Consider the following 18,231-nt stretch of genomic DNA (forward strand, 5'->3'; position numbering starts at 1 on the left):
ATGGCGCAGACGCAGCCCGTGGAAGTCCTGCTGCGCCCAGCGGTGGAGCTGTACACCGTGGCGGTTTGCGCCGGCGCCGCGTTTCTGTGCCTGGTGGCACCGTGGTCGTTCGCGCTGACGCCGGCCATGGGCATCGGCAGCGCGCTGGCGTTCGCCGCCTATGGCGCACTGCGCTGGCATGACGCGCAGGTGATCCTGCGCTACCGCCGCAACATCCGCAGGTTGCCGCACTACGTCATGACAAGCCGGAACGTGCCGGTAAGTCAGCAGCGTCTCTTCGTCGGCAAGGGATTCCGCTGGGAACAGAAGCACACCCACCGGCTCATGCAAACGTACCGGCCTGAGTTTCGCCGCTATGTCGAGCCGCCTCCCGCTTACCAGTTGGCCCGGCACCTTGAGGCGCGTCTGGAGTTCGCGCCTTTCCCACTGTCGCGGTTGCCTCGGCTGACGCGCTGGGACGTGCCGTTCAATCCGGTCAGGCCCTTGCCGCCGGTTGGCGGTCTGCCGCGTCTGCACGGGATCGAGCCGGATGAGGTCGACGTCGGCCTGCCATTGGAGGAGCGCGTCGGCCATTCACTGGTACTGGGCACTACCCGAGTGGGCAAGACCCGGCTCGCGGAACTGTTCATCACACAGGACATCCGCCGCAGGAATGCTCAGGGCGAGCATGAAGTCGTGATCGTTTTCGATCCCAAGGGCGACGCAGATCTTCTGAAAAGAATGTTCGTCGAAGCGCGGCGCGCCGGGCGCGAGAACGAATTTTATGTGTTTCACCTCGGCTGGCCGGAAATCAGCGCACGCTACAACGCCGTGGGGCGGTTCGGCCGCATCAGCGAGGTGGCCACGCGCATCGCCGGCCAGCTTTCCGGCGAAGGCAATTCAGCGGCGTTTCGCGAATTTGCTTGGCGGTTCGTGAACATCGTTGCCAGGGCGCTGATCGAGCTGGGGCAGCGTCCGGACTACCTGCTGATCCAACGCCATGTCATCAACATCGATGCGCTGTTCATCGAGTACGCCGCCCATTTCTTCGCCCGCACCGAACCGAAGGCCTGGGAAGTCATCGTCCAGATCGAGGCCAAGCTCAACGAGCGGAACATTCCGAGGAACATGATCGGGCGCGAGAAGCGCGTGGTGGCACTCGAACAATATCTGAGCCAGGTGCGCAACTACGATCCGGTACTGGACGGTCTTCGCAGCGCGGTCCGGTACGACAAGACGTATTTCGACAAGATCGTCGCGAGCCTGTTGCCGTTGTTGGAAAAGCTCACCAGCGGCAAGATTTCCCAGTTACTGGCGCCAAACTATTCCGACCTGGAAGACCCCAGGCCCATTTTCGACTGGATGCAGGTGGTCAGGAAGCGGGCCGTGGTCTATGTCGGCCTGGATGCGCTATCCGACGCCGAGGTGGCCGCCGCCGTCGGCAATTCGATGTTCAGCGACATGGTGTCGGTTGCCGGTCATATCTACAAGTTCGGCATCGACGATGGCCTTCCAGGAGGTAGCTCGAACGTCAAGGTGCCGATCAACGTCCATGCTGACGAGTTCAATGAACTCATGGGCGCCGAATTTGTACCCATGATCAACAAGGGAGGTGGTGCGGGACTGCAAATCACCGCCTATACCCAGACGCTGAGCGACATCGAGGCGCGCATCGGCAACCGGGCGAAGGCCGGTCAGGTGGTCGGAAATTTCAATAATTTGTTCATGTTGAGGGTCAGGGAAACCGCCACCGCCGAGTTGCTGACGCGTCAGCTTCCCAAGGTGGAGGTCTACACCACCACCATCGTCAGCGGCGCGACCGATAGCTCCGACATCCACGGTTCCACCGACTTCACCAGCAACACGCAGGATCGCATCAGCATGTCGAGCGTGCCGATGATCGAGCCCTCGCATGTGGTGCAGCTGCCGAAGGGCCAATGTTTTGCGTTGATGCAAGGGGGCAACCTCTGGAAAGTCCGCATGCCGCTGCCGGCCCCCGACCCGGACGAGACCATGCCCGAGGATCTGCAGCAACTGGCGACCTATATGCGCCAGAGCTACACCGAGGCCGGTCGCTGGTGGGAGAACCTCGGTTCCCCGTCGTTGCAGGAGCGACCGCTGCCTGATGAGCTGCTGGACGATGACGCGGCCGATCCCGCCGACCAGGGCAGTGCATCATGAGCGATCCGGCCTCGACCGCACAGCGGCAGCAACAGCGCCGGCAGGGTCTGATCGCCAGTGCGATCACCTTGCCGCTGCGCCTGTTTGGCGTGCTGATCGCCTCGCTGCTGCTGTCGATTCTGATCGAGTGCGTGGGCATGCACCTGTTCTGGAAAGACCAAGGGTGGCGTCATGCGCAGTCGATGCTGCAGTACGAACTGGGGCATATCTCGAACCACTTCACGCGCAGCGTCATCGTGCAGGAGCCGGGGCGAACCGCCCACCGCCTGGTGGACACCGGCTACGAGTGGGTATTCGTCAAGACCGGGTTGCTCGACAAGATGAGCGAGACCGCCGAGCGTGCCCGTGCGCCAAGCCAGACGCCAACACGCAATTTCCGCTACTTCATCAGCCAGGCTTATGTCTGGGCCGAGCGCTATCTGGTCGCAGCCGCCTTCATCACATTGACCTTCCTGGTGCGTCTGCTGGTGCTGGTACTGACCCTGCCGCTGGTGCTGACGGCAGTGTTCGTCGGGCTGGTCGATGGTCTGGTGCGCCGCGACGTGCGCAAGTTCGGCGCCGGCAGGGAATCGGGTTTCGTGTACCACCGCGCGAAAGCCGCGCTGCTGCCGCTGGCGGTGCTGCCCTGGGTGATCTACCTGGCGATGCCGATCTCGGTGCATCCGTTACTGATTCTGCTACCCAGCGCAGCGTTGCTGGGATTTGCGGTGGCCCTGACCGCGAGCAGTTTCAAGAAGTACTTGTGATCGACACCATACCGATACAGAGCTTTGGCTGCGCCTAATGACTGTTCAATCACTCCTTGAACTCACTGACGACCCTTTCTTTAAGCTCTTTGATGCTTATGAACTTTGTGCCTAATCCAAGGGCTGAATAAATAAAATCGCCACGTGTACGCAGCCTCTTGTCATCAGTCACGAAATAGTCGGCTTTCCAAGCATGTTTCAAGTGCTCTGTATCCTGAACACTGCTCCGAATCTTGGTCAGTTCAGAAAGAGGCTCTGTCTGATAGTTTATCAAGTCTAGGAAGTCGCACAGATCCCCAATGCACGCCATGCATTCAGCATTGCCTTCATATCTGATCGACCTGTCAACAAGCGCCTGCAATGAGAAAGATTTCCCGATCGTTGCCGCACATAGCCTGCGACACAGCGCCCGATCACTCTCATCGTCATTGAAATCAAAGTCACAACTTCTGTCATCCAGATAGGGGCGCAGGGATTCTAAGAACACATGAATATTTTTATTAACCCGATTCGACAATTTTGACCCTCTTGAATAATGAGGATATCCCCAGTGATTGCAGTGCATCTTCTGCACCTTCAAATCCTCAGCGGCCCTTGTTGCATTTCTCCAGAGCAAAACGCGATCGAAGGTAACCTGAATATCTTCCCTAGCAAGCATCACGCCGTCGTCGGATCGCACCAGCATGGTGTTTTCTGTGAGTACTTCAATCGTCTCAAAGTATTCAGCAAGTCGAACGCGGCTCATTTTGACGCCATCTTCAATAACATAGGGGCTGTAAACAAACTTGCAACCAACCTTGTTTTTAAAATTCTCGATCTGCTGACTGAAACCTTGATCGCTTCCATATTTGCTAACAAAATTCTGATCAACGTAAAACAATTCCTCGCCAGCAGATGCTTCCTCCGTCTTATAAGCAATCACTTGCTCTTGCTCCAAATTTCCGTACGCCAAAATTGTGTCATGACACTTCGCCTGCTTATGGTGGAAATGATCCAACGCCAAGCGAGAAATCTCGCTCTTTACCGCATCAACGTATTTTTCATAGAGCGGGATGGATTCTGTGGGTATTTTTGATTTCACATAGTCAGGAGAAACAACCAGATCCAGCGCAAGAACAATAGGATCTGACTCATTCGGAACGGCAAAGATTCGGCGCAACTCTGCGACAACTGCTTCGCTTTCCTTGTTTGCGCTAAAAATCCCATTGATGAAGTTGGAGAGCATGCTCACCATTCTGGCGAACTCCAAACACCCCAAGCATTCATTCTGGCAAATCTGCCTATCACCAACAGCCTTTTCCAAGTTTCTCAGCAGCCGCCAATCGTCCGTTGTCAGTAAATGAGAGTACTCACTGACATCCTCGATCAATCGCTTGACCACACTTTCAACAACAAAACTATGACTGTGCTTAATCAGACAATTCATTGCTTTTCCCAATTCGAAATTTGAACACATCAAATAATGCAGCCGCCTCAATCATGAGAGCCCACCACCTGCCATGACCGATATCCCGCATCGCACTGCTAAGGCAATGCGGAACAAGTGGTCGAATTTTGACTGCGGGCCTCGCAAGCCGTTGATTCATAATGACCCAACCTCGGCGCGCGGGACTTGTTCAGCGTTGCCCTAATATAGATTGAATTCCTTTCTGGCTCACATACCATCAGCACAAGAAACCCGACGGAAAACAAAATGGCACCCACCACGCTCTACATCATCGGAAACGGCTTTGACCTCTGGCACGGCATCCCATCCGGCCTCGGAGACTTCAAGGACTACGTGCAGGGTACGGACGGCGACGTTTACCGTGAAGTGGAGGAGTACCTTCCGGCCGGAGAGAACTGGAACGGACTGGAACTGGCGCTGGCCGAGCTGGATGCGGACATGCTGATCGACAACCTCGGCCATTTCATGGCGTCCTACAGCGACGAAGACTGGAGCGACTCGGGGCATCATGACTTCCAGTATGAGGTGGAAAATGTCGTTGATCGGCTCTCGAAGGAACTGCAGGCGCATTTCGCCGACTGGGTTCGTGCGCTGCCCATTCCTACGAGCGATACCACCCCACAACGGCTGTCCAGGCTGGATCGACAGGCGCTGTTCCTGAGCTTCAACTACACCAGCACACTGAACGCCGTCTATGACGTCGACCCTCAGCAGGTGCTGTTCATCCACGGCTGTGCAACACAACCGGACGATGCGCTGATCCTCGGCCATGCCTGGAGTCCGTCGACCCGACGCTCGCTGAATGATCGCCCCGATATCGAAGAAATCGACACGCGCCTGATGGAAGCCAACGGCATCATCGACGACTATTTTTCGGCGACCTTCAAACACTCGGCAGACCTTATCGCCCAGAACGCCTCCTTCTTCAGCTCCCTAGCCACCGTCGAACAGGTGGTCGTGCTCGGCCACTCGCTGTCGGATGTCGATGCTGTGTACTTTCAGGCGCTGCTCGCACAACCCCGCGTAGCCCAGGCACGCTGGGTCATCGCAGTGCGAGATATGGATGAATGGCCTTCCAAACAGCTCTTGCTGGCGGTACTGGGCTTGCCAGCAGGCGGGGCGGTGCCAGTGCTCTGGCAAGAACTGTAGCTGCTGTTGATCGACTATCTCTGGCAGAACCGCAGGATGACCTCCGCAACACGCTGAGGTGCTTCCCGCTGCGGGACTGGATCACCGTCCAAAGCCGGGAAGACCAAGGACGGTGAAGATTTTCAAAACCCGGTATCCGGTGGATCGTAGGGCTGCTCCACTCAAGTGAACAGCATTCCGGTCAATCCGGGGCTTCTTCGCCTCTCCCCTCCCGCCGTTTCCCCAGCACTATTCACCAATACGGTAGCCGCGCAGTTCTCATTGTTTGCGGTCTTGAAGCGCCTGCCTCGCCACGATCGAGCCATTGCTGATCGAACCGAGGAATGGCGCGATGGTGTTTACGTTTCCACGCTGCGCCGCGCATCGCGGCGTAGCCGTCCTGCTGATGGCGGCCCTGGCGGCGAGCCTGCCGCTGGCGGCCCATGCCGGCACGCCGGCCCAACGCCAGGAGCTGGCTGCGGCATTGCGCCAGCTTGACGCGCTGGAACGCTTCGTCGCACAGAGCGCGGCGAACACCCCAATTGCAACGGGCGAACGCTACCACTTTGACTACCCGAGGCTACTCGATGACCTCGCGCGCGTACGCGCCGGCATCCAATTCCATCTCGCGCCATCCCGCGCCCAGCCGCGCGACCCCGCCGTACTGAGCGGCGATTACCGCAACGAGTCCGCGCCCGACGCTCCCTCTACGCCGGAGGCGCAGCCATGACCCCCGCGCAGATCAGCGCCTTCCAGGCCAACAGCAGCATCGCGCCCGGCGCGATGGCGACGGTGATCGTCGGCCTCGTGTTCGCGGTGCTGCTGCTGTGGGGCGCCTGGGCCATTCGCACCGCCTACGTCGGTTGGGCGGAAAACCAGCTCAACCAGCGTCAGTTCCTCGGCGTCGTCGTGCGTTTTCTCGCGATGTACCTGGTGCTGACTTTTTTCCTCCTCTCGTAACCACAAGGGTCAGACCATGAAAACCGCTCGTTTCCCCCGCATCCGCTTCGCCCAGCACGCCGCGCTGGCACTGAGCCTCATTACGCTGCCTACGCTGTCCTTTGCCCAGGGTTTGCCGCAACTGGAGAACCCCTCGCGCGGCACCGGCGGCGGAATCATGGAGACCATCCGCAACTATGGCTATGACATCGTGCTGCTGGTCGCACTGCTGGTCGTGGCCTCGATGTTCATCGGCGTCTGCTATCACGCCTACGGCACCTACGCGGAGATCCACACCGGCAGGAAAACATGGGGCCAGTTCGGGCTCACGGTCGCCATCGGCGCCGTACTGCTGGTTATCGGCATCTGGCTGTTGACCGAGGCCACCGGGATTCTCTGAGGGCGTGCCCATGTCCGAGCTTCAGCACATCCGGGCGGACGGCACGGTGGCGTTCCTGCCGCACCGGCTCAATCGCCACCCCGTGGTGGTGCGCGGCCTGACGGCGGACGAACTATGGGTCTGCTGTGGCCTGTCCGGCGCAGGGGGATTCCTGGCCGGCGTGCCGCTGGCCTGGCTGTTCTCGACCATCGCGATCGCGCCCACCTTCGTCGTGCTGGGTGTCGCCTTCGGCGTGTTCGTCGGCGGCGGCATCCTGCGCCGACAGAAACGCGGCAGGCCCGATACCTGGTTGTATCGGCAACTGCAATGGCGCATCGCGACCCGCTATCCGCTGATGGCCGGCTGGATCGGCGGCCACGCGCTGATCACGCGCTCGGGCCACTGGTCGAACCGGAGGGCTGCGCGATGAGCCGCTTCCGGAACGAAGTCGCGCACCTGCAGGCACACATCAAGACCCTGCGCCTGGGTGCCGGCGCGTTGCTGCTGATCGCGCTGGTGATGGGCGGCGGCTGGTGGAGCGCGCCGCGCGACCTGACCATTCATGTACCGCCCGACCTGCGTTCCGGCAGCACCCGGCCCTGGTGGGACGTGCCGCCGGAAAGCGTCTATGCCTTCACGTTCTACGTGTGGCAGCAGTTGCATCGCTGGCCCACCAACGGTGAAGAGGACTACGCGCGCAACCTGCATGCGCTCTCGCCATACTTCACGCCCGCCTGCCGCGCCTTCCTGCAGGCCGACTACGACTATCGCCGCAGTACCGGCGAACTACGCCAGCGGGTGCGCGGCGTGTATGAAATCCCCGGACGCGGCTACGGCGACAACCCGACTGCGCGCGTGCGCACAGTGTCCGATCGCAACTGGGTGGTGACACTCGATCTCAGTGCGGACGAGTACCACGGGCCGGAACAGGTCAAGCGCGCACTGGTGCGCTACCCGATCAAGGTCGAGCGCTCGGACGTCGATCCGGCGCGTAATCCCTTCGGCCTCGCCCTCGACTGTTACGACGGAGCGCCACAGCGCATCGCTGCGCCCACACCCGAACCCCCGGCCCGCGGCGGTCTGGGCCAGCAAGGAGACTCCCCATGAAGACCCGCCTTCTCGTCTGGCTGGGCATGCTGGCCTGCGCGCTGGTGCCCATGGCCCATGCCGTGGAGATCCTGCACTGGGAGCGGCTGCCGCTGGCCGTGCCTTTGCAGGTCGGCGAGGAACGCATTGTGTTCGTGGATCGCAATGTGCGCGTCGGCGTGCCGGCGAGCGTGGGCAACCGGCTGCGCGTGCAGAGTGCCGGCGGTGCGATCTATCTGCGCGCCAGCGAACCGATCGAGCCGATGCGGCTGCAACTTCAGGATGCGGACAGCGGCGCACTGATCCTGCTGGATATCGCCGCCGAACCGGCCCAGGACGGCGAGCCGCCGCTGGAGCCGGTACGCATCGTCGAGGGCAACGCCACGCCGCAACGCTACGGCCAGGCGCAGGCGGCCGGTGCGACTGCATCGTCTCCGGAGCAGGCACGCTCGCCCCGGCGCGAAACCCCGGTGCCGGTGGTGCTGACCCGCTATGCGGCCCAGAGCCTGTACGCACCACTGCGCACCGTGGAGCCCGTGCCGGGCGTCATGCGCGTGAACCTGCGCCGCGATCTGCCGCTGGACACCTTGCTGCCGACCCTGCCGGTGCATGCGGAGGCGCTGGCGGCATGGCGACTGGAAGATCAGTGGGTGACCGCCGTGCGGCTGACCCATGCCGGTAGCGGCTGGATCGATCTCGATCCGCGTGTCCTGCAGGGGGATTTCCTCACCGCCACCTTCCAGCATCCGACCCTCGGCCCGCGCGGCACGCCGGAGGACACCACGGTCATCTATCTGGTCACGCGCGGTCGCGGCCTGCCGCAATCGCTGCTGCCGGCGATCCATCGCTTCGACCCGGCTGCGCTGCTGCCGCAGGCCGTCCCCGGTCACGACGTCAAGGAGTCCGGCGATGCGCAGTAATGGCTTACTCAAATGGCTGGTGCTGCCGGTCGCCTTGCTGGTGCTGTTCTTCGGCATCCGGTTGTTCTCCGGCGGCGGCGATCAGCCTCGCCCCATCGTCGATGCTGACCCGCAGCTCACCGCCGAGGAGATGCAGGCACTCGGCATCGAAGGCGACACGCCCCGCGATACCGTCGCCACGTTGGTGGCGCAGGTGCGGCAACTGCGCACTGAGTTGCAGACAGCGACGGCGGACAACCGCACCCAGCGCGAGGAGAACCAGCGCCTGCGCCAGCGCGAAAGCGCGATCGACCAGCGTATCGACACGGCCCTGGAAGCCGAACGCACCGCATTGCGCCGTGACCAGGAGCAGCTGGCCGGCGAGCGCCGGCAGACCGAAGGCCTGTTGCAGGATCTGCAGCGCCGTCTGGAGAACATCGGTGGTGGCGGCCATGCCGATCTGCCGGTCGGGCTGGGGCTGCGCGAAGGCGATGGCGACAGTTTCGCTGGCGAGGGCATTCGCTGGGTGGAACCGGATGACGCCAGGCAGACCGACGGGCGCACGGGTACAAGCCTGAGCTTCCCGACCAGCTTCGGGCCGGCGCAGAAGACACTGGAGACCACCGTCGAACATGTGGCCGATGCCGGTGCCAGGGCGGCCGGCGTCAAGACGGCTCAGCCGGTCTACACCGTACCGACGAACTCCACCCTGATGGGCTCGGTGGCGATGACCGCGCTGATCGGTCGGGTTCCTATCGATGGCACCGTCAACGACCCATTTCCGTTCAAAGTCCTCGTCGGCCCGGACAACCTGACCGCGAACGGGATTGATATCCCGGATGTCGCTGGCGCGGTGTTCAGCGGTACGGCCAGTGGCGACTGGACCTTGTCATGTGTCAGGGGACAGGTGCGTTCGATCACATTCGTCTTTCATGACGGCACCGTTCGCACCATTCCAGAAGACAACGAACGCAGCAGCCAGCAGAACAACCAGCAGGATGGCCTGGGCTGGATCAGCGACCCGTATGGGATTCCTTGCGTCAGTGGTGAACGCCGCAGCAATGCGCAGCAGTATCTCGGCACTCAGGCCTTGATTACCGCCGCGGGCGCGGGTGCCGCCTCGCTGATCGAGTCCGACAGTGGCCAGATGTCCTATGTCGGTGCCGACGGCTCGATCGGCACGGTCGGCATCAGCACCAACGAGGCGGTCGGACGCATCCTCGCCGGCGGCGTGCAGGACATGTCGCAGTGGGTGAACCGCCTCTATGGGCAAGCCTTCGCGGCGGTCTATGTCCAGCCGGGCGCCCAGGTCGCCGTCCATCTCGAAAAACCCCTTCACATCGACTACGACCCCGAAGGCCGCCGCGTCGACCATCGTGTAGGAGACGCTCATGCACTCGATCTGGATTAAACCGCTGCTGCTGGTGGCGGTAGTGACGTCGCTGGCCGGCTGCGCCACCAGCAAGGAAGAGCTGATGCCGCACGGTGGCCGCACCATGCAGGACATCTGGCACCAGCAGGCCGGCGACGGCGGCAGCGGCCAGGTCGCCCGCCGCCAGTTGCTCGATGCGCGCCAGAGCCTGCGCCGGCCATTGACGGAGGCGGATGTGCAGGCCGCTCCGGCCGAGCAGATGCGCTACACGCGCACGGCGGCGAACGAGATTCATCACCAGTTCCCGCGGCTGCCGAATCCGGATCTGGTCATGTATGTATTCCCGCACCTGGCTGGCACCGACCCCGTGCCGGTGCCGGGCTATTCGACCGTCTTTCCCTTGTATCAGCGTGTCCAGTACGCGATGCCGGGCGAACGCACGGAGGCGTACTGATGGCCTGGTCGTTGCCCTGGCGCCGGCGTGCTCCCGACGATGCCGCACCGACCAAAGACCGGCAGGACGGCTGGACGCGCCATGTGCGCGCACTGTGCGAGGCCGGTATTCCCGAACCCGGTGCGGCGGTCGCGCAAGACCGTCCGGCCACAGCGGCTGACGAGCAGGCACTGTACGACGTGGCACCGTCGTTCGTCGCGCTGCTGCCGTGGGTCGAGTACCTGCCGGACTCGCAGTGCATGCTGCTTGAGGATGGTGTCTCGGTCGCCGCTTTCTTCGAGTTGACGCCGCTGGGTACCGAGGGCCGCGAGGCCGCCTGGTTGGCGCAGGCGCGCGACGCGCTGGAAAACGCCCTGCAGGACAGCTTCGACGAACTCGATGCGAATCCGTGGGTGCTCCAGCTCTACGCCCAGGACGAGGCCAACTTCGACCAGTACCTGGACACGTTGCGCGGCTACGTCCAGCCGCGTGCCGAGGGCAGTCGCTTCACCGAGTTCTACCTGACTTCGTTCGCCCATCACCTGCGCGCCGTCTCCAAGGCCGGTGGACTGTTCGAGGACAGCGTGGTCACGCGCCTGCCGTGGCGCGGCCAGAGCCGGCGTGTGCGCATGGTGGTCTATCGCCGGGCCGAGGGCCAGACCGGTCGCCGCGGCCAGACGCCCGAGCAGGCGCTGAACGTCGTGTGCGACCGCCTGATTGGCGGCTTGTCCAATGCCGGCATCCAGACGCGCCGGCTGGGAGCGCCGCAGATCCATGACTGGTTGCTGCGCTGGTTCAACCCCCGGCCCACCATGCTCGGCCCGACGGCACAGGACCGCGAACGCTTCTATCGGCTGGCGACCTATCCGGATGCCTCGGAACCCGACGAAATCGAACTCGCCAGCGGCAAGGATTTCTCGCAGAGGGTGTTCTTCGGTCAGCCACGCTCCGACGCCGAGCAGGGACTGTGGTACTTCGATGGCCTGCCGCACCGGGTCATGGTCACCGACCGCCTGCGCACGCCACCAGCCGTCGGCCATCTGACCGGCGAAACGCGCAAGGGCGACGCGATCAACACGCTGTTCGACCAGCTGCCTGAAGGCGCCGTCATGTGCCTGACGCTGGTCGCAACACCGCAGGACGTACTCGAAGCGCACCTCAATCACCTGGCGAAGAAAGCCGTCGGCGAGACCCTGGCATCCGAACAGGCACTCCAGGACGTGCAGGAGGCGCGTTCGCTGATCGGCAGCGCCCACAAGCTGTACCGCGGTTCGCTGGTGTTCTACCTCTGCGGCGAGGACGAAGACGAGTTGGATCGGCGCGGCCTGCAGCTCGCCAACGTGATGCTCAACGCCGGATTGCAGCCTGTCCGTGAAGAGGACGAGGTTGCCCCGCTCAACAGCTATCTGCGCTGGCTGCCTTGCGTCTACAACCCCGGCGCCGACCGCAAGCAGTGGTACACGCAACTGATGTTCGCCCAGCACGCGGCCAACCTGTCGCCGGCATGGGGACGCAGTCAGGGTACGGGCAGGCCCGGCATCACCTTGTTCAATCGCGGCGGTGGCGTGATCACGTTCGATCCGTTCAGCAGGTTGGACCGGCAAATGAACGCCCACTTGTTCCTGTTCGGCCCCACGGGCTCGGGCAAGTCGGCCACGCTCAACAACATCCTCAACCAGGTGGCCGCGATCTATCGCCCACGCATGTTCATTGTGGAAGCCGGCAACTCCTTTGGATTGCTGGCTGACTTCGCCGCTCGGTTGGGCCTGTCGGTGAATCGGGTCAAGCTCGCGCCCGGCTCGGGCGTGAGCCTCGCGCCGTTCGCCGATGCGCGCCGGTTGATTGAGGCACCAGGCGACGTGCAGACGCTGGATGCCGATGCGCTGGACGAAGAAAAATCCGCCGATCAGTCCGCCGTCGATGCGGACGAGCAGCGCGATGTCCTTGGTGAGCTTGAGATCACCGCGCGACTGATGATCACGGGTGGTGAAGACAAAGAGGAAGCCAGGCTGACGCGTGCCGATCGCTCCTTGATCCGCCAGTGCATTCTGGACGCCGCCCGCCACTGTGTCGCACAAGACCGTGATGTACTCACGCGCGACGTGCGTGATGCGCTGCGTGATCGCGGAAACGATTCGAGCCTGCCCGACAGCCGGCGCACACGTTTGCTGGAGATGGCAGATGCCATGGACATCTTCACGCAAGGCTCGGACGGCGAAATGTTCGACCGCCCAGGCACGCCCTGGCCGGAAGCCGACATCACGGTCGTCGATCTCGCCACCTATGCCAGGGAGGGCTACAACGCCCAGCTCTCGATTGCCTACATCTCGCTCATCAACACCGTCAACAACATCGCGGAACGCGATCAGTTTCTCGGTAGGCCGATCCTCAACGTGACAGACGAAGGCCACGTCGTCACGAAAAATCCTTTGCTCGCGCCCTACGTAGTCAAGATCACCAAAATGTGGCGGAAGCTAGGCGCTTGGTACTGGCTGGCGACGCAAAATATCGACGATCTGCCCAGGGCGGCGGAGCCGATGCTCAATATGATTGAGTGGTGGCTGTGTTTGAGCATGCCCCCGGACGAAGTGGAGAAGATCGCACGTTTTCGTGAGTTGAACCCGGCCCAGAAGGCCCTGATGCTCTCGGCCAGGAAGGAAGCCGGGAAATTCACCGAGGGCGTCATTCTCTCCAAGAACATGGAGGTGCTGTTCAGGGCCGTACCGCCAAGCCTCTACCTGGCGTTGGCCCAGACCGAACCCGAAGAAAAAGCCGAGCGATACCGGCTCATGCAGCAGTTCGGCATCAGCGAGCTGGAAGCGGCGCTCAAGGTGTCCGAGAACATCGACCGGGCACGCGGCATCGAGCCGTTGCCATACGCCGATCTGCTCTCCTGACTCCCGGAGCACGCCATGCCTCCCCATCGCTCAATGAACCCATCACCGTCCGCACGCCGCCGGCGCTGCCTGCGCCTGTTGCTGTGCGCCATCGGCGTGCTTGTGGTGCTGCTGTTCGCGCTGCTCGCCGTGGTGCTGCGCGAGAACTCCGGCGCCGCGCCTTCCCCGGTCGTCCAGCACCACCCGGACGGCCCGCCGTGGCGCCGTGGCCAGACAGACGCCCGTTTCATGCTGACGTTCTACGCCGACCTGGAATGCCCGTTCTGCAAGGACTACTACCCAGGCCTGAAGACCTGGATCGACCAGCAGACCGACGTCAGCCTGCAGTGGCATCACCTACCGCTGGCAGCGCACGAGCCGGCTGCCTCGGGGCTGGCGGGCCTGGCCGAATGTGCGGGTGAAACCGGCGGGCATGAAGCGTTCTTCGATGCCGTCGGTTGGCTGTACCAGCACACGCGCAGCGGCGGCCAGGGACTCCCCGAGGGGAGTCGCTACCCAGGACTGACGCCGGCGTTGCAACACTGTCTGGACAGCGGGCGTCCGCAGGCCATCGTGCGCGCCCAGGCCGAACAAGGTGCGCACGGCGGCATCACAGCCACCCCCAGCCTGCGCCTGGAGGATCGCCAGAGCGGACGGTCGCTGCTTCTGCAAGGGCCGGTCGAAGGCGATGCACTGCTGTCCGCGATGGATCTTCTGATGGGCGACGCACCGGACGCGGCTCCGGCGCGCGCCGCAGGTTTGTCCGCCATCGACGATGGCGACATGCCCAGGTAGCCGAGGTCTTCGAGGCTACGGCGCAGCACTGCTGCGCTGACCTTCGTTCGCAACGCATCCCGAGGCGAACGGCCAGCGTCCGCGCTGGTGGATGTGTGGTTTTTTCATTTCGTCATGCCCATGGAGGTTCCGCCTCCGTGGGGGTGCCTCCGCTCATCTATTGGAGGTTCCCATGACCGACGTACTGACTCTCGAAGACTCCTGTACCGAGTTGGACCACGATCCCGTCGCTGTCGATACGCACGAAGACAGGATCGTTCAACAGGCAATTGCGCTGCTGGAGCGACGCATGTTCAAGGCGGGTGCCGCCTTGCGAAACCCGAGCGACGTGTGCGACTACCTGCGTTTGATGCTCGTCGGCGAACCCAATGAAATCTTCGCCGTCCTGCTCCTCGACACACGCCACCAGGTGCTGGCCTACGAGCCGCTGTTCCGCGGCACGATCGATGGCGCATCAGTCTATCCCCGGGTGGTCGTCCAGCGTGCGCTGGCAGCCAATGCCGCCGCCGTCATCTTCGCGCACCAGCACCCCTCGGGGAACTCAGAGCCCAGTGCTGCCGATCGCGCGATTACCCGCCGACTCAAGGATGCTCTGGATCTGATCGACATCCGGGTGCTGGATCATTTCATCATCGGCGAGGGCCGACCGTACTCCTTTGCCGAGAACGGCTTGCTGTAGCCACACCTGAGCGGGTCTGCCAAGCCCCATCCCACGCATGGGCCTGTCCCCAGGTCCATGCGCCTTTTTACTTCCTTTGCCTCACCAGAAAACAGGGCTTGCCACAGTGCGCATTGTTCGTGGTGCGCATCTGCACCATGGGTTCGACTACCGGGGTCGATGCACTTCGAGACGCGAAACCCATGCACGCCTTTCTTGCACACCTCGGCCAGACACTGGCCCTTTCGGCGCTGCTGCTGGTCACCAGCAACGTGGCCGCAGCGGAGATCTGGATCGTGACGGATACCCGCCACCCGGTGGCCGGCGCCCAGGCGGCGGATCGCGTCATCCAGCTCGACGCGGCGCAGGCCATCGAGGCGGAACTGTCGGCCCGGTTGCCGAACGATCCGCAACAGGCCGCGGCGCTCGTCCAGCGACGCCTGAACGACGGTGGCCACGCATTGCAACAGCGCATGCGAGAGGCTTACCAGGGCGTGACCGATGCCTGGAGCCTGGGCATCACCAGCATTCCGGCGGTGATCGTCGATCAGCGTTACGTCGTGTACGGGGAAGACGACCTCGACCAAGCGCTGGCCCGCATCGAGCGTTACCGCGAGGAGCAACCATGATTTCCCGTCGCCTGCGGCTCGGTGCCGCCGCCGCGCTGCTGTGCAGCGCCACTTCGAGCTTCGCTCTCAACACCGCCACCATCATCTCCTCGACCCTGTCGCCGGACTGCCTCGAATACCGGGTCACCGGGATCTGCTACTGGCTGTACTGCTCCCTGTCGGGCTGCTCGGTGCGCACTTCCATCAAGGTTAGGCATTACGTTCCCGACGCCGTGGTGTCGAGCTACTCGAATACCGGTGAGAACCCGTGGGTCGAGGTGCGCGCGATGAGCCAGCCCAATCCCACAGCCCAGGCAGGCGGTGATGGCACGACCAACGAGGATCACGAAAATAATCTGGCGAAGTTCAAGAACGCCGACGTCATCGGCCATCCGGGCGGCCAGGTGTTCAGCCAGTTCGCCTCCGCCTCCGGCTACATCTGCCAGGGCGCCGGCACCGCCTTCATGCCGTATCTGCTCAGCACGCTCGATACCCTGGCTTGGCGCTACAACGTGCCCGAAGCTGTGTATCCCGAGGCACTGATCCCCGGTATGCGCGAGATCGGCACACGCTTCGGGCTGAATCTGTGGGGCAACGTCTATCCCAGGGGCGGCTTCCTGCACCAGGCCGACGACTACAAGGCCGGCGCGGTCGTTGCACAGCGCGCCGGCGACATCGTGACCCGCCGCGGCCAGCTGCATGTGTACCAGCCACTGCTGGCCAACGCGCGCGACGGCTACTGGCCGGCCGGCGCGTTGATCGAAAGCGACGCCAGCACCGGCAAGTGGCAGCGGCTGACACCACGTCTTTCCAATACCTGCACCGTGTTTCCCCATGCCGGGTCGCTGCCCCAGGCACAACAGGGCGACTACGCCTGGGCGCTGTGGCGCCCGTACAGCTGCTGCCAGCGCCGCGGACAGGTGTTCCTCGGCAGCGTGGATTTCTGAGGATCTCGCCATGAAACATCCCAAGCTGACGACTCCACACCGCCTCGCACACCTCTGGCGTCCTGGTGCGCTGGCCTGCGCACTGGCCGTTGCCAGCGGACTGGCGCTTGCCCAGAGCGGCGGCTTCCAGACCAGCGGCAGCGTGATTGGCGACGAGGTCATGTACTCGATCGGCGGCGGCAATGCCGTCTCAATGAGCGGTGCGGCCGGCATGCGCTCCCTCGGGGTCGGAGTCGGGTGGAACAGCAATCTGGTCTGCGGCGACATGAGCATCAGCACCACCATCCAGAACCAGCTCAACGGGCTGACGAATGGATTTCAAAACATCATGAGCAACGTGATCCAGAGCGCGACCAGCGCCGTTGCCTCGCTTCCGGCATTGATCATCCAGAGGGCCGACCCGGGCTTGTATAACTTGTTGACCAATGGCGTCCTCCAGGCGAGGTTGGATTTTGATCGCTCCAAGCTGACCTGCAGGTCGATGGCCGAACGCATGGCCGACATGGCGGGTGGTCAGCTTGGCTGGAGCCAGATGGCGGAAGGCATGGCGTTGCGCGATGCCGTTTCGAGCACGGATGCGGTATCGGCGATCGAGCAGGCTGAGACGCGCCGGGGCAACGACGGCGTACCGTGGGTCGGCGGCAGCAACGCCGGCGGTGCTGGCCAACCGTCGATCAAGGTGGTGGGCGACGTGACGCGCGCGGGCTACAACCTTGTGAACGGGCGCAGCGCGACCGATACGTCCGCCATTGATCCGACCAGCTGCAACAGTCTGGCCTGCCAGACCTGGACCTCGCCGCAAGAGGCCGTCGAGTGGGCCACGCGGGTGCTGGGCGAACAGGAGCAGCGCACCTGCGATGCCTGCACCAAGACCGAAACCGTGCCGGGCGTGGGCCTGACGCCCCTGATCCAGGAAGAGTACGACACCAAGCTGCAGACGCTGCAAGAGCTGGTCAGCGGCGCGCGCAACACCACCTTCGAGAACCTGCGCGAGGCCGGCAGCGTCTCGCTGCCGATCACCCGCGGCGTCATCGAAGCCCTGCGCGACGAGCCGGATCAGCACGTCCTGGCACAACGCCTGGCCTCGGAAGTAGCGCTCGCATCGGTGCTGGAGAAAGCCTTGCTGCTGCAGCGCACCTTGCTGACCGGGCGCAAGGAACCGAACGTCGCTGCCAACCAGTTGGCGACGGCCGCCGTCGATCAGGAAAGCGACGCGCTCGACCGGGAGATCTCCAACCTCAAGACCGAGCTCGAACTGCGCCGCACGCTCGCCAACAACTCGCCCATGACGATCATCCAGCGCCATGGAACCAGGGCCGCCGGTTCTCGGGGTATCTATGAGGGCGACCCCGTGCCGGATCGCCTCGACCAGCTGCAGCGGGCCAATCCGGGAGGCACGCCATGAGCCCGACTTGGCTTTGGCCGCGCTGGCTGTTCAACCGCAGGGTGGGAAAGCTGCTGCTGTGGACGGCGCTGCTGCTCGTGGCGGCCGTGGCCGCCAATATCGCGGGTATCCACTACCTCGGCAGCGTTATCGGATGGGAGCGCTGGCTCGCCGAGGCCTCCGGCTATTTTTTTCTGTGGCGACTGTGCCTCTATGGGACGACAGGCTACGGCTGGATCTGGATGCGCCGGCGCCTGCTGGCGCGCGAGCCCGGCACGGAAGCCAGGCGTCGCCTCCTGCGCGCGGAAGTCGCCGGCGTGGCGGGGATCGTCGCGCTTGAAGCCAGCCTGCTGATGCAGGCGGCGTAGCAGGAG

At 63.2% G+C, this 18,231-nt stretch carries 19 protein-coding genes; 18 read left to right on the forward strand and 1 reads right to left on the reverse strand.

Going from position 1 to position 18,231, the window contains the following annotated elements:
- Both traD and LG409_RS12255 read left to right on the forward strand, forming a co-directional pair.
- The gene (traD, locus tag LG409_RS12250; protein WP_227406767.1) at window positions 1-2,160 is read left to right on the forward strand and encodes a type IV conjugative transfer system coupling protein TraD; all 2,160 of its coding nucleotides are present in this window, start codon (window positions 1-3) and stop codon (window positions 2,158-2,160) included.
- Window positions 2,157-2,906, forward strand: coding sequence for a TIGR03747 family integrating conjugative element membrane protein (locus LG409_RS12255; RefSeq protein WP_033947752.1), 750 nt, complete (start codon window positions 2,157-2,159; stop codon window positions 2,904-2,906). The genes traD and LG409_RS12255 overlap by 4 nt, the downstream gene beginning before the upstream one ends.
- 49 nt (window positions 2,907-2,955) lie before the next feature.
- Here the strand turns inward: LG409_RS12255 and LG409_RS12260 are convergent, their stop codons facing one another.
- A complete protein-coding gene (locus tag LG409_RS12260) occupies window positions 2,956-4,332 on the reverse strand; it encodes a hypothetical protein (protein WP_227406768.1) in 1,377 nt (458 codons plus the stop codon).
- Between the two features lie 267 nt (window positions 4,333-4,599).
- On the opposite strand from LG409_RS12260, the gene LG409_RS12265 reads away from it, so the two are divergent.
- From LG409_RS12265 to LG409_RS12340, 16 genes are all read left to right on the forward strand, one after another.
- Window positions 4,600-5,502, forward strand: a complete 903-nt coding sequence (locus tag LG409_RS12265; RefSeq protein ID WP_227406769.1) for a bacteriophage abortive infection AbiH family protein — start codon at window positions 4,600-4,602, stop codon at window positions 5,500-5,502.
- 331 nt (window positions 5,503-5,833) lie between these two features.
- Window positions 5,834-6,211 (forward strand): integrative conjugative element protein, RAQPRD family, encoded by a 378-nt coding sequence (locus LG409_RS12270; RefSeq protein ID WP_227406770.1) that lies wholly within the window; start codon window positions 5,834-5,836, stop codon window positions 6,209-6,211.
- Entirely contained in the window at window positions 6,208-6,441 is a 234-nt protein-coding gene (locus LG409_RS12275) for a TIGR03758 family integrating conjugative element protein (RefSeq protein ID WP_033947748.1), read from the forward strand. The genes LG409_RS12270 and LG409_RS12275 overlap by 4 nt, the downstream gene beginning before the upstream one ends.
- Window positions 6,442-6,457: 16 nt before the next feature.
- Complete coding sequence (locus LG409_RS12280; RefSeq protein ID WP_227406771.1) at window positions 6,458-6,820, forward strand: TIGR03745 family integrating conjugative element membrane protein; 363 nt, start codon at window positions 6,458-6,460, stop codon at window positions 6,818-6,820.
- 10 nt (window positions 6,821-6,830) lie between these two features.
- A complete protein-coding gene (locus tag LG409_RS12285) occupies window positions 6,831-7,229 on the forward strand; it encodes a TIGR03750 family conjugal transfer protein (protein ID WP_227406772.1) in 399 nt (132 codons plus the stop codon).
- Complete coding sequence (locus LG409_RS12290; RefSeq protein WP_227406773.1) at window positions 7,226-7,906, forward strand: PFL_4703 family integrating conjugative element protein; 681 nt, start codon at window positions 7,226-7,228, stop codon at window positions 7,904-7,906. Before LG409_RS12285 ends, LG409_RS12290 begins: the two co-directional genes overlap by 4 nt.
- Entirely contained in the window at window positions 7,903-8,805 is a 903-nt protein-coding gene (locus LG409_RS12295) for a TIGR03749 family integrating conjugative element protein (protein ID WP_227406774.1), read from the forward strand. Before LG409_RS12290 ends, LG409_RS12295 begins: the two co-directional genes overlap by 4 nt.
- Window positions 8,795-10,195: a TIGR03752 family integrating conjugative element protein gene (locus tag LG409_RS12300; RefSeq protein WP_227406775.1), complete on the forward strand. Its 1,401-nt coding sequence runs from the start codon at window positions 8,795-8,797 to the stop codon at window positions 10,193-10,195. The genes LG409_RS12295 and LG409_RS12300 overlap by 11 nt, the downstream gene beginning before the upstream one ends.
- Entirely contained in the window at window positions 10,176-10,610 is a 435-nt protein-coding gene (locus LG409_RS12305; RefSeq protein WP_227406776.1) for a TIGR03751 family conjugal transfer lipoprotein, read from the forward strand. Before LG409_RS12300 ends, LG409_RS12305 begins: the two co-directional genes overlap by 20 nt.
- The gene (locus LG409_RS12310) at window positions 10,610-13,486 is read left to right on the forward strand and encodes a conjugative transfer ATPase (protein WP_227406777.1); all 2,877 of its coding nucleotides are present in this window, start codon (window positions 10,610-10,612) and stop codon (window positions 13,484-13,486) included. The genes LG409_RS12305 and LG409_RS12310 overlap by 1 nt, the downstream gene beginning before the upstream one ends.
- Window positions 13,487-13,501: 15 nt before the next feature.
- Window positions 13,502-14,260, forward strand: a complete 759-nt coding sequence (locus LG409_RS12315) for a DsbA family protein (RefSeq protein WP_446719074.1) — start codon at window positions 13,502-13,504, stop codon at window positions 14,258-14,260.
- A gap of 172 nt (window positions 14,261-14,432) precedes the next feature.
- Window positions 14,433-14,939, forward strand: coding sequence for a RadC family protein (gene radC / locus LG409_RS12320; RefSeq protein ID WP_079384585.1), 507 nt, complete (start codon window positions 14,433-14,435; stop codon window positions 14,937-14,939).
- 182 nt (window positions 14,940-15,121) lie between these two features.
- Window positions 15,122-15,547 (forward strand): TIGR03757 family integrating conjugative element protein, encoded by a 426-nt coding sequence (locus LG409_RS12325; protein ID WP_227406778.1) that lies wholly within the window; start codon window positions 15,122-15,124, stop codon window positions 15,545-15,547.
- The gene (locus tag LG409_RS12330; RefSeq protein WP_227406779.1) at window positions 15,544-16,473 is read left to right on the forward strand and encodes a TIGR03756 family integrating conjugative element protein; all 930 of its coding nucleotides are present in this window, start codon (window positions 15,544-15,546) and stop codon (window positions 16,471-16,473) included. Before LG409_RS12325 ends, LG409_RS12330 begins: the two co-directional genes overlap by 4 nt.
- A 10-nt stretch (window positions 16,474-16,483) precedes the next feature.
- Window positions 16,484-17,878 (forward strand): integrating conjugative element protein, encoded by a 1,395-nt coding sequence (locus LG409_RS12335; RefSeq protein WP_227406780.1) that lies wholly within the window; start codon window positions 16,484-16,486, stop codon window positions 17,876-17,878.
- Window positions 17,875-18,225 (forward strand): hypothetical protein, encoded by a 351-nt coding sequence (locus tag LG409_RS12340; protein ID WP_227406781.1) that lies wholly within the window; start codon window positions 17,875-17,877, stop codon window positions 18,223-18,225. The genes LG409_RS12335 and LG409_RS12340 overlap by 4 nt, the downstream gene beginning before the upstream one ends.
- Window positions 18,226-18,231 lie beyond the last annotated feature (6 nt).

The sequence above is a fragment of the Halomonas sp. NyZ770 genome (genome assembly GCF_020616575.1).
In the GTDB taxonomy this organism is placed as follows: domain Bacteria; phylum Pseudomonadota; class Gammaproteobacteria; order Pseudomonadales; family Halomonadaceae; genus Vreelandella; species Vreelandella hamiltonii.

What these genes read in the sequence shown, in the direction of transcription:
- traD (WP_227406767.1), top strand. Translation starts at nt 1, where the DNA reads ATGGCGCAGACGCAGCCCGTGGAAGTCCTGCTGCGCCCAGCGGTGGAG.
- LG409_RS12255 (WP_033947752.1), top strand. Translation starts at nt 2,157, where the DNA reads ATGAGCGATCCGGCCTCGACCGCACAGCGGCAGCAACAGCGCCGGCAG.
- LG409_RS12260 (WP_227406768.1), bottom strand. Translation starts at nt 4,332, where the DNA reads ATGAATTGTCTGATTAAGCACAGTCATAGTTTTGTTGTTGAAAGTGTG.
- LG409_RS12265 (WP_227406769.1), top strand. Translation starts at nt 4,600, where the DNA reads ATGGCACCCACCACGCTCTACATCATCGGAAACGGCTTTGACCTCTGG.
- LG409_RS12270 (WP_227406770.1), top strand. Translation starts at nt 5,834, where the DNA reads ATGGTGTTTACGTTTCCACGCTGCGCCGCGCATCGCGGCGTAGCCGTC.
- LG409_RS12275 (WP_033947748.1), top strand. Translation starts at nt 6,208, where the DNA reads ATGACCCCCGCGCAGATCAGCGCCTTCCAGGCCAACAGCAGCATCGCG.
- LG409_RS12280 (WP_227406771.1), top strand. Translation starts at nt 6,458, where the DNA reads ATGAAAACCGCTCGTTTCCCCCGCATCCGCTTCGCCCAGCACGCCGCG.
- LG409_RS12285 (WP_227406772.1), top strand. Translation starts at nt 6,831, where the DNA reads ATGTCCGAGCTTCAGCACATCCGGGCGGACGGCACGGTGGCGTTCCTG.
- LG409_RS12290 (WP_227406773.1), top strand. Translation starts at nt 7,226, where the DNA reads ATGAGCCGCTTCCGGAACGAAGTCGCGCACCTGCAGGCACACATCAAG.
- LG409_RS12295 (WP_227406774.1), top strand. Translation starts at nt 7,903, where the DNA reads ATGAAGACCCGCCTTCTCGTCTGGCTGGGCATGCTGGCCTGCGCGCTG.
- LG409_RS12300 (WP_227406775.1), top strand. Translation starts at nt 8,795, where the DNA reads ATGCGCAGTAATGGCTTACTCAAATGGCTGGTGCTGCCGGTCGCCTTG.
- LG409_RS12305 (WP_227406776.1), top strand. Translation starts at nt 10,176, where the DNA reads ATGCACTCGATCTGGATTAAACCGCTGCTGCTGGTGGCGGTAGTGACG.
- LG409_RS12310 (WP_227406777.1), top strand. Translation starts at nt 10,610, where the DNA reads ATGGCCTGGTCGTTGCCCTGGCGCCGGCGTGCTCCCGACGATGCCGCA.
- LG409_RS12315 (WP_446719074.1), top strand. Translation starts at nt 13,502, where the DNA reads ATGCCTCCCCATCGCTCAATGAACCCATCACCGTCCGCACGCCGCCGG.
- radC (WP_079384585.1), top strand. Translation starts at nt 14,433, where the DNA reads ATGACCGACGTACTGACTCTCGAAGACTCCTGTACCGAGTTGGACCAC.
- LG409_RS12325 (WP_227406778.1), top strand. Translation starts at nt 15,122, where the DNA reads ATGCACGCCTTTCTTGCACACCTCGGCCAGACACTGGCCCTTTCGGCG.
- LG409_RS12330 (WP_227406779.1), top strand. Translation starts at nt 15,544, where the DNA reads ATGATTTCCCGTCGCCTGCGGCTCGGTGCCGCCGCCGCGCTGCTGTGC.
- LG409_RS12335 (WP_227406780.1), top strand. Translation starts at nt 16,484, where the DNA reads ATGAAACATCCCAAGCTGACGACTCCACACCGCCTCGCACACCTCTGG.
- LG409_RS12340 (WP_227406781.1), top strand. Translation starts at nt 17,875, where the DNA reads ATGAGCCCGACTTGGCTTTGGCCGCGCTGGCTGTTCAACCGCAGGGTG.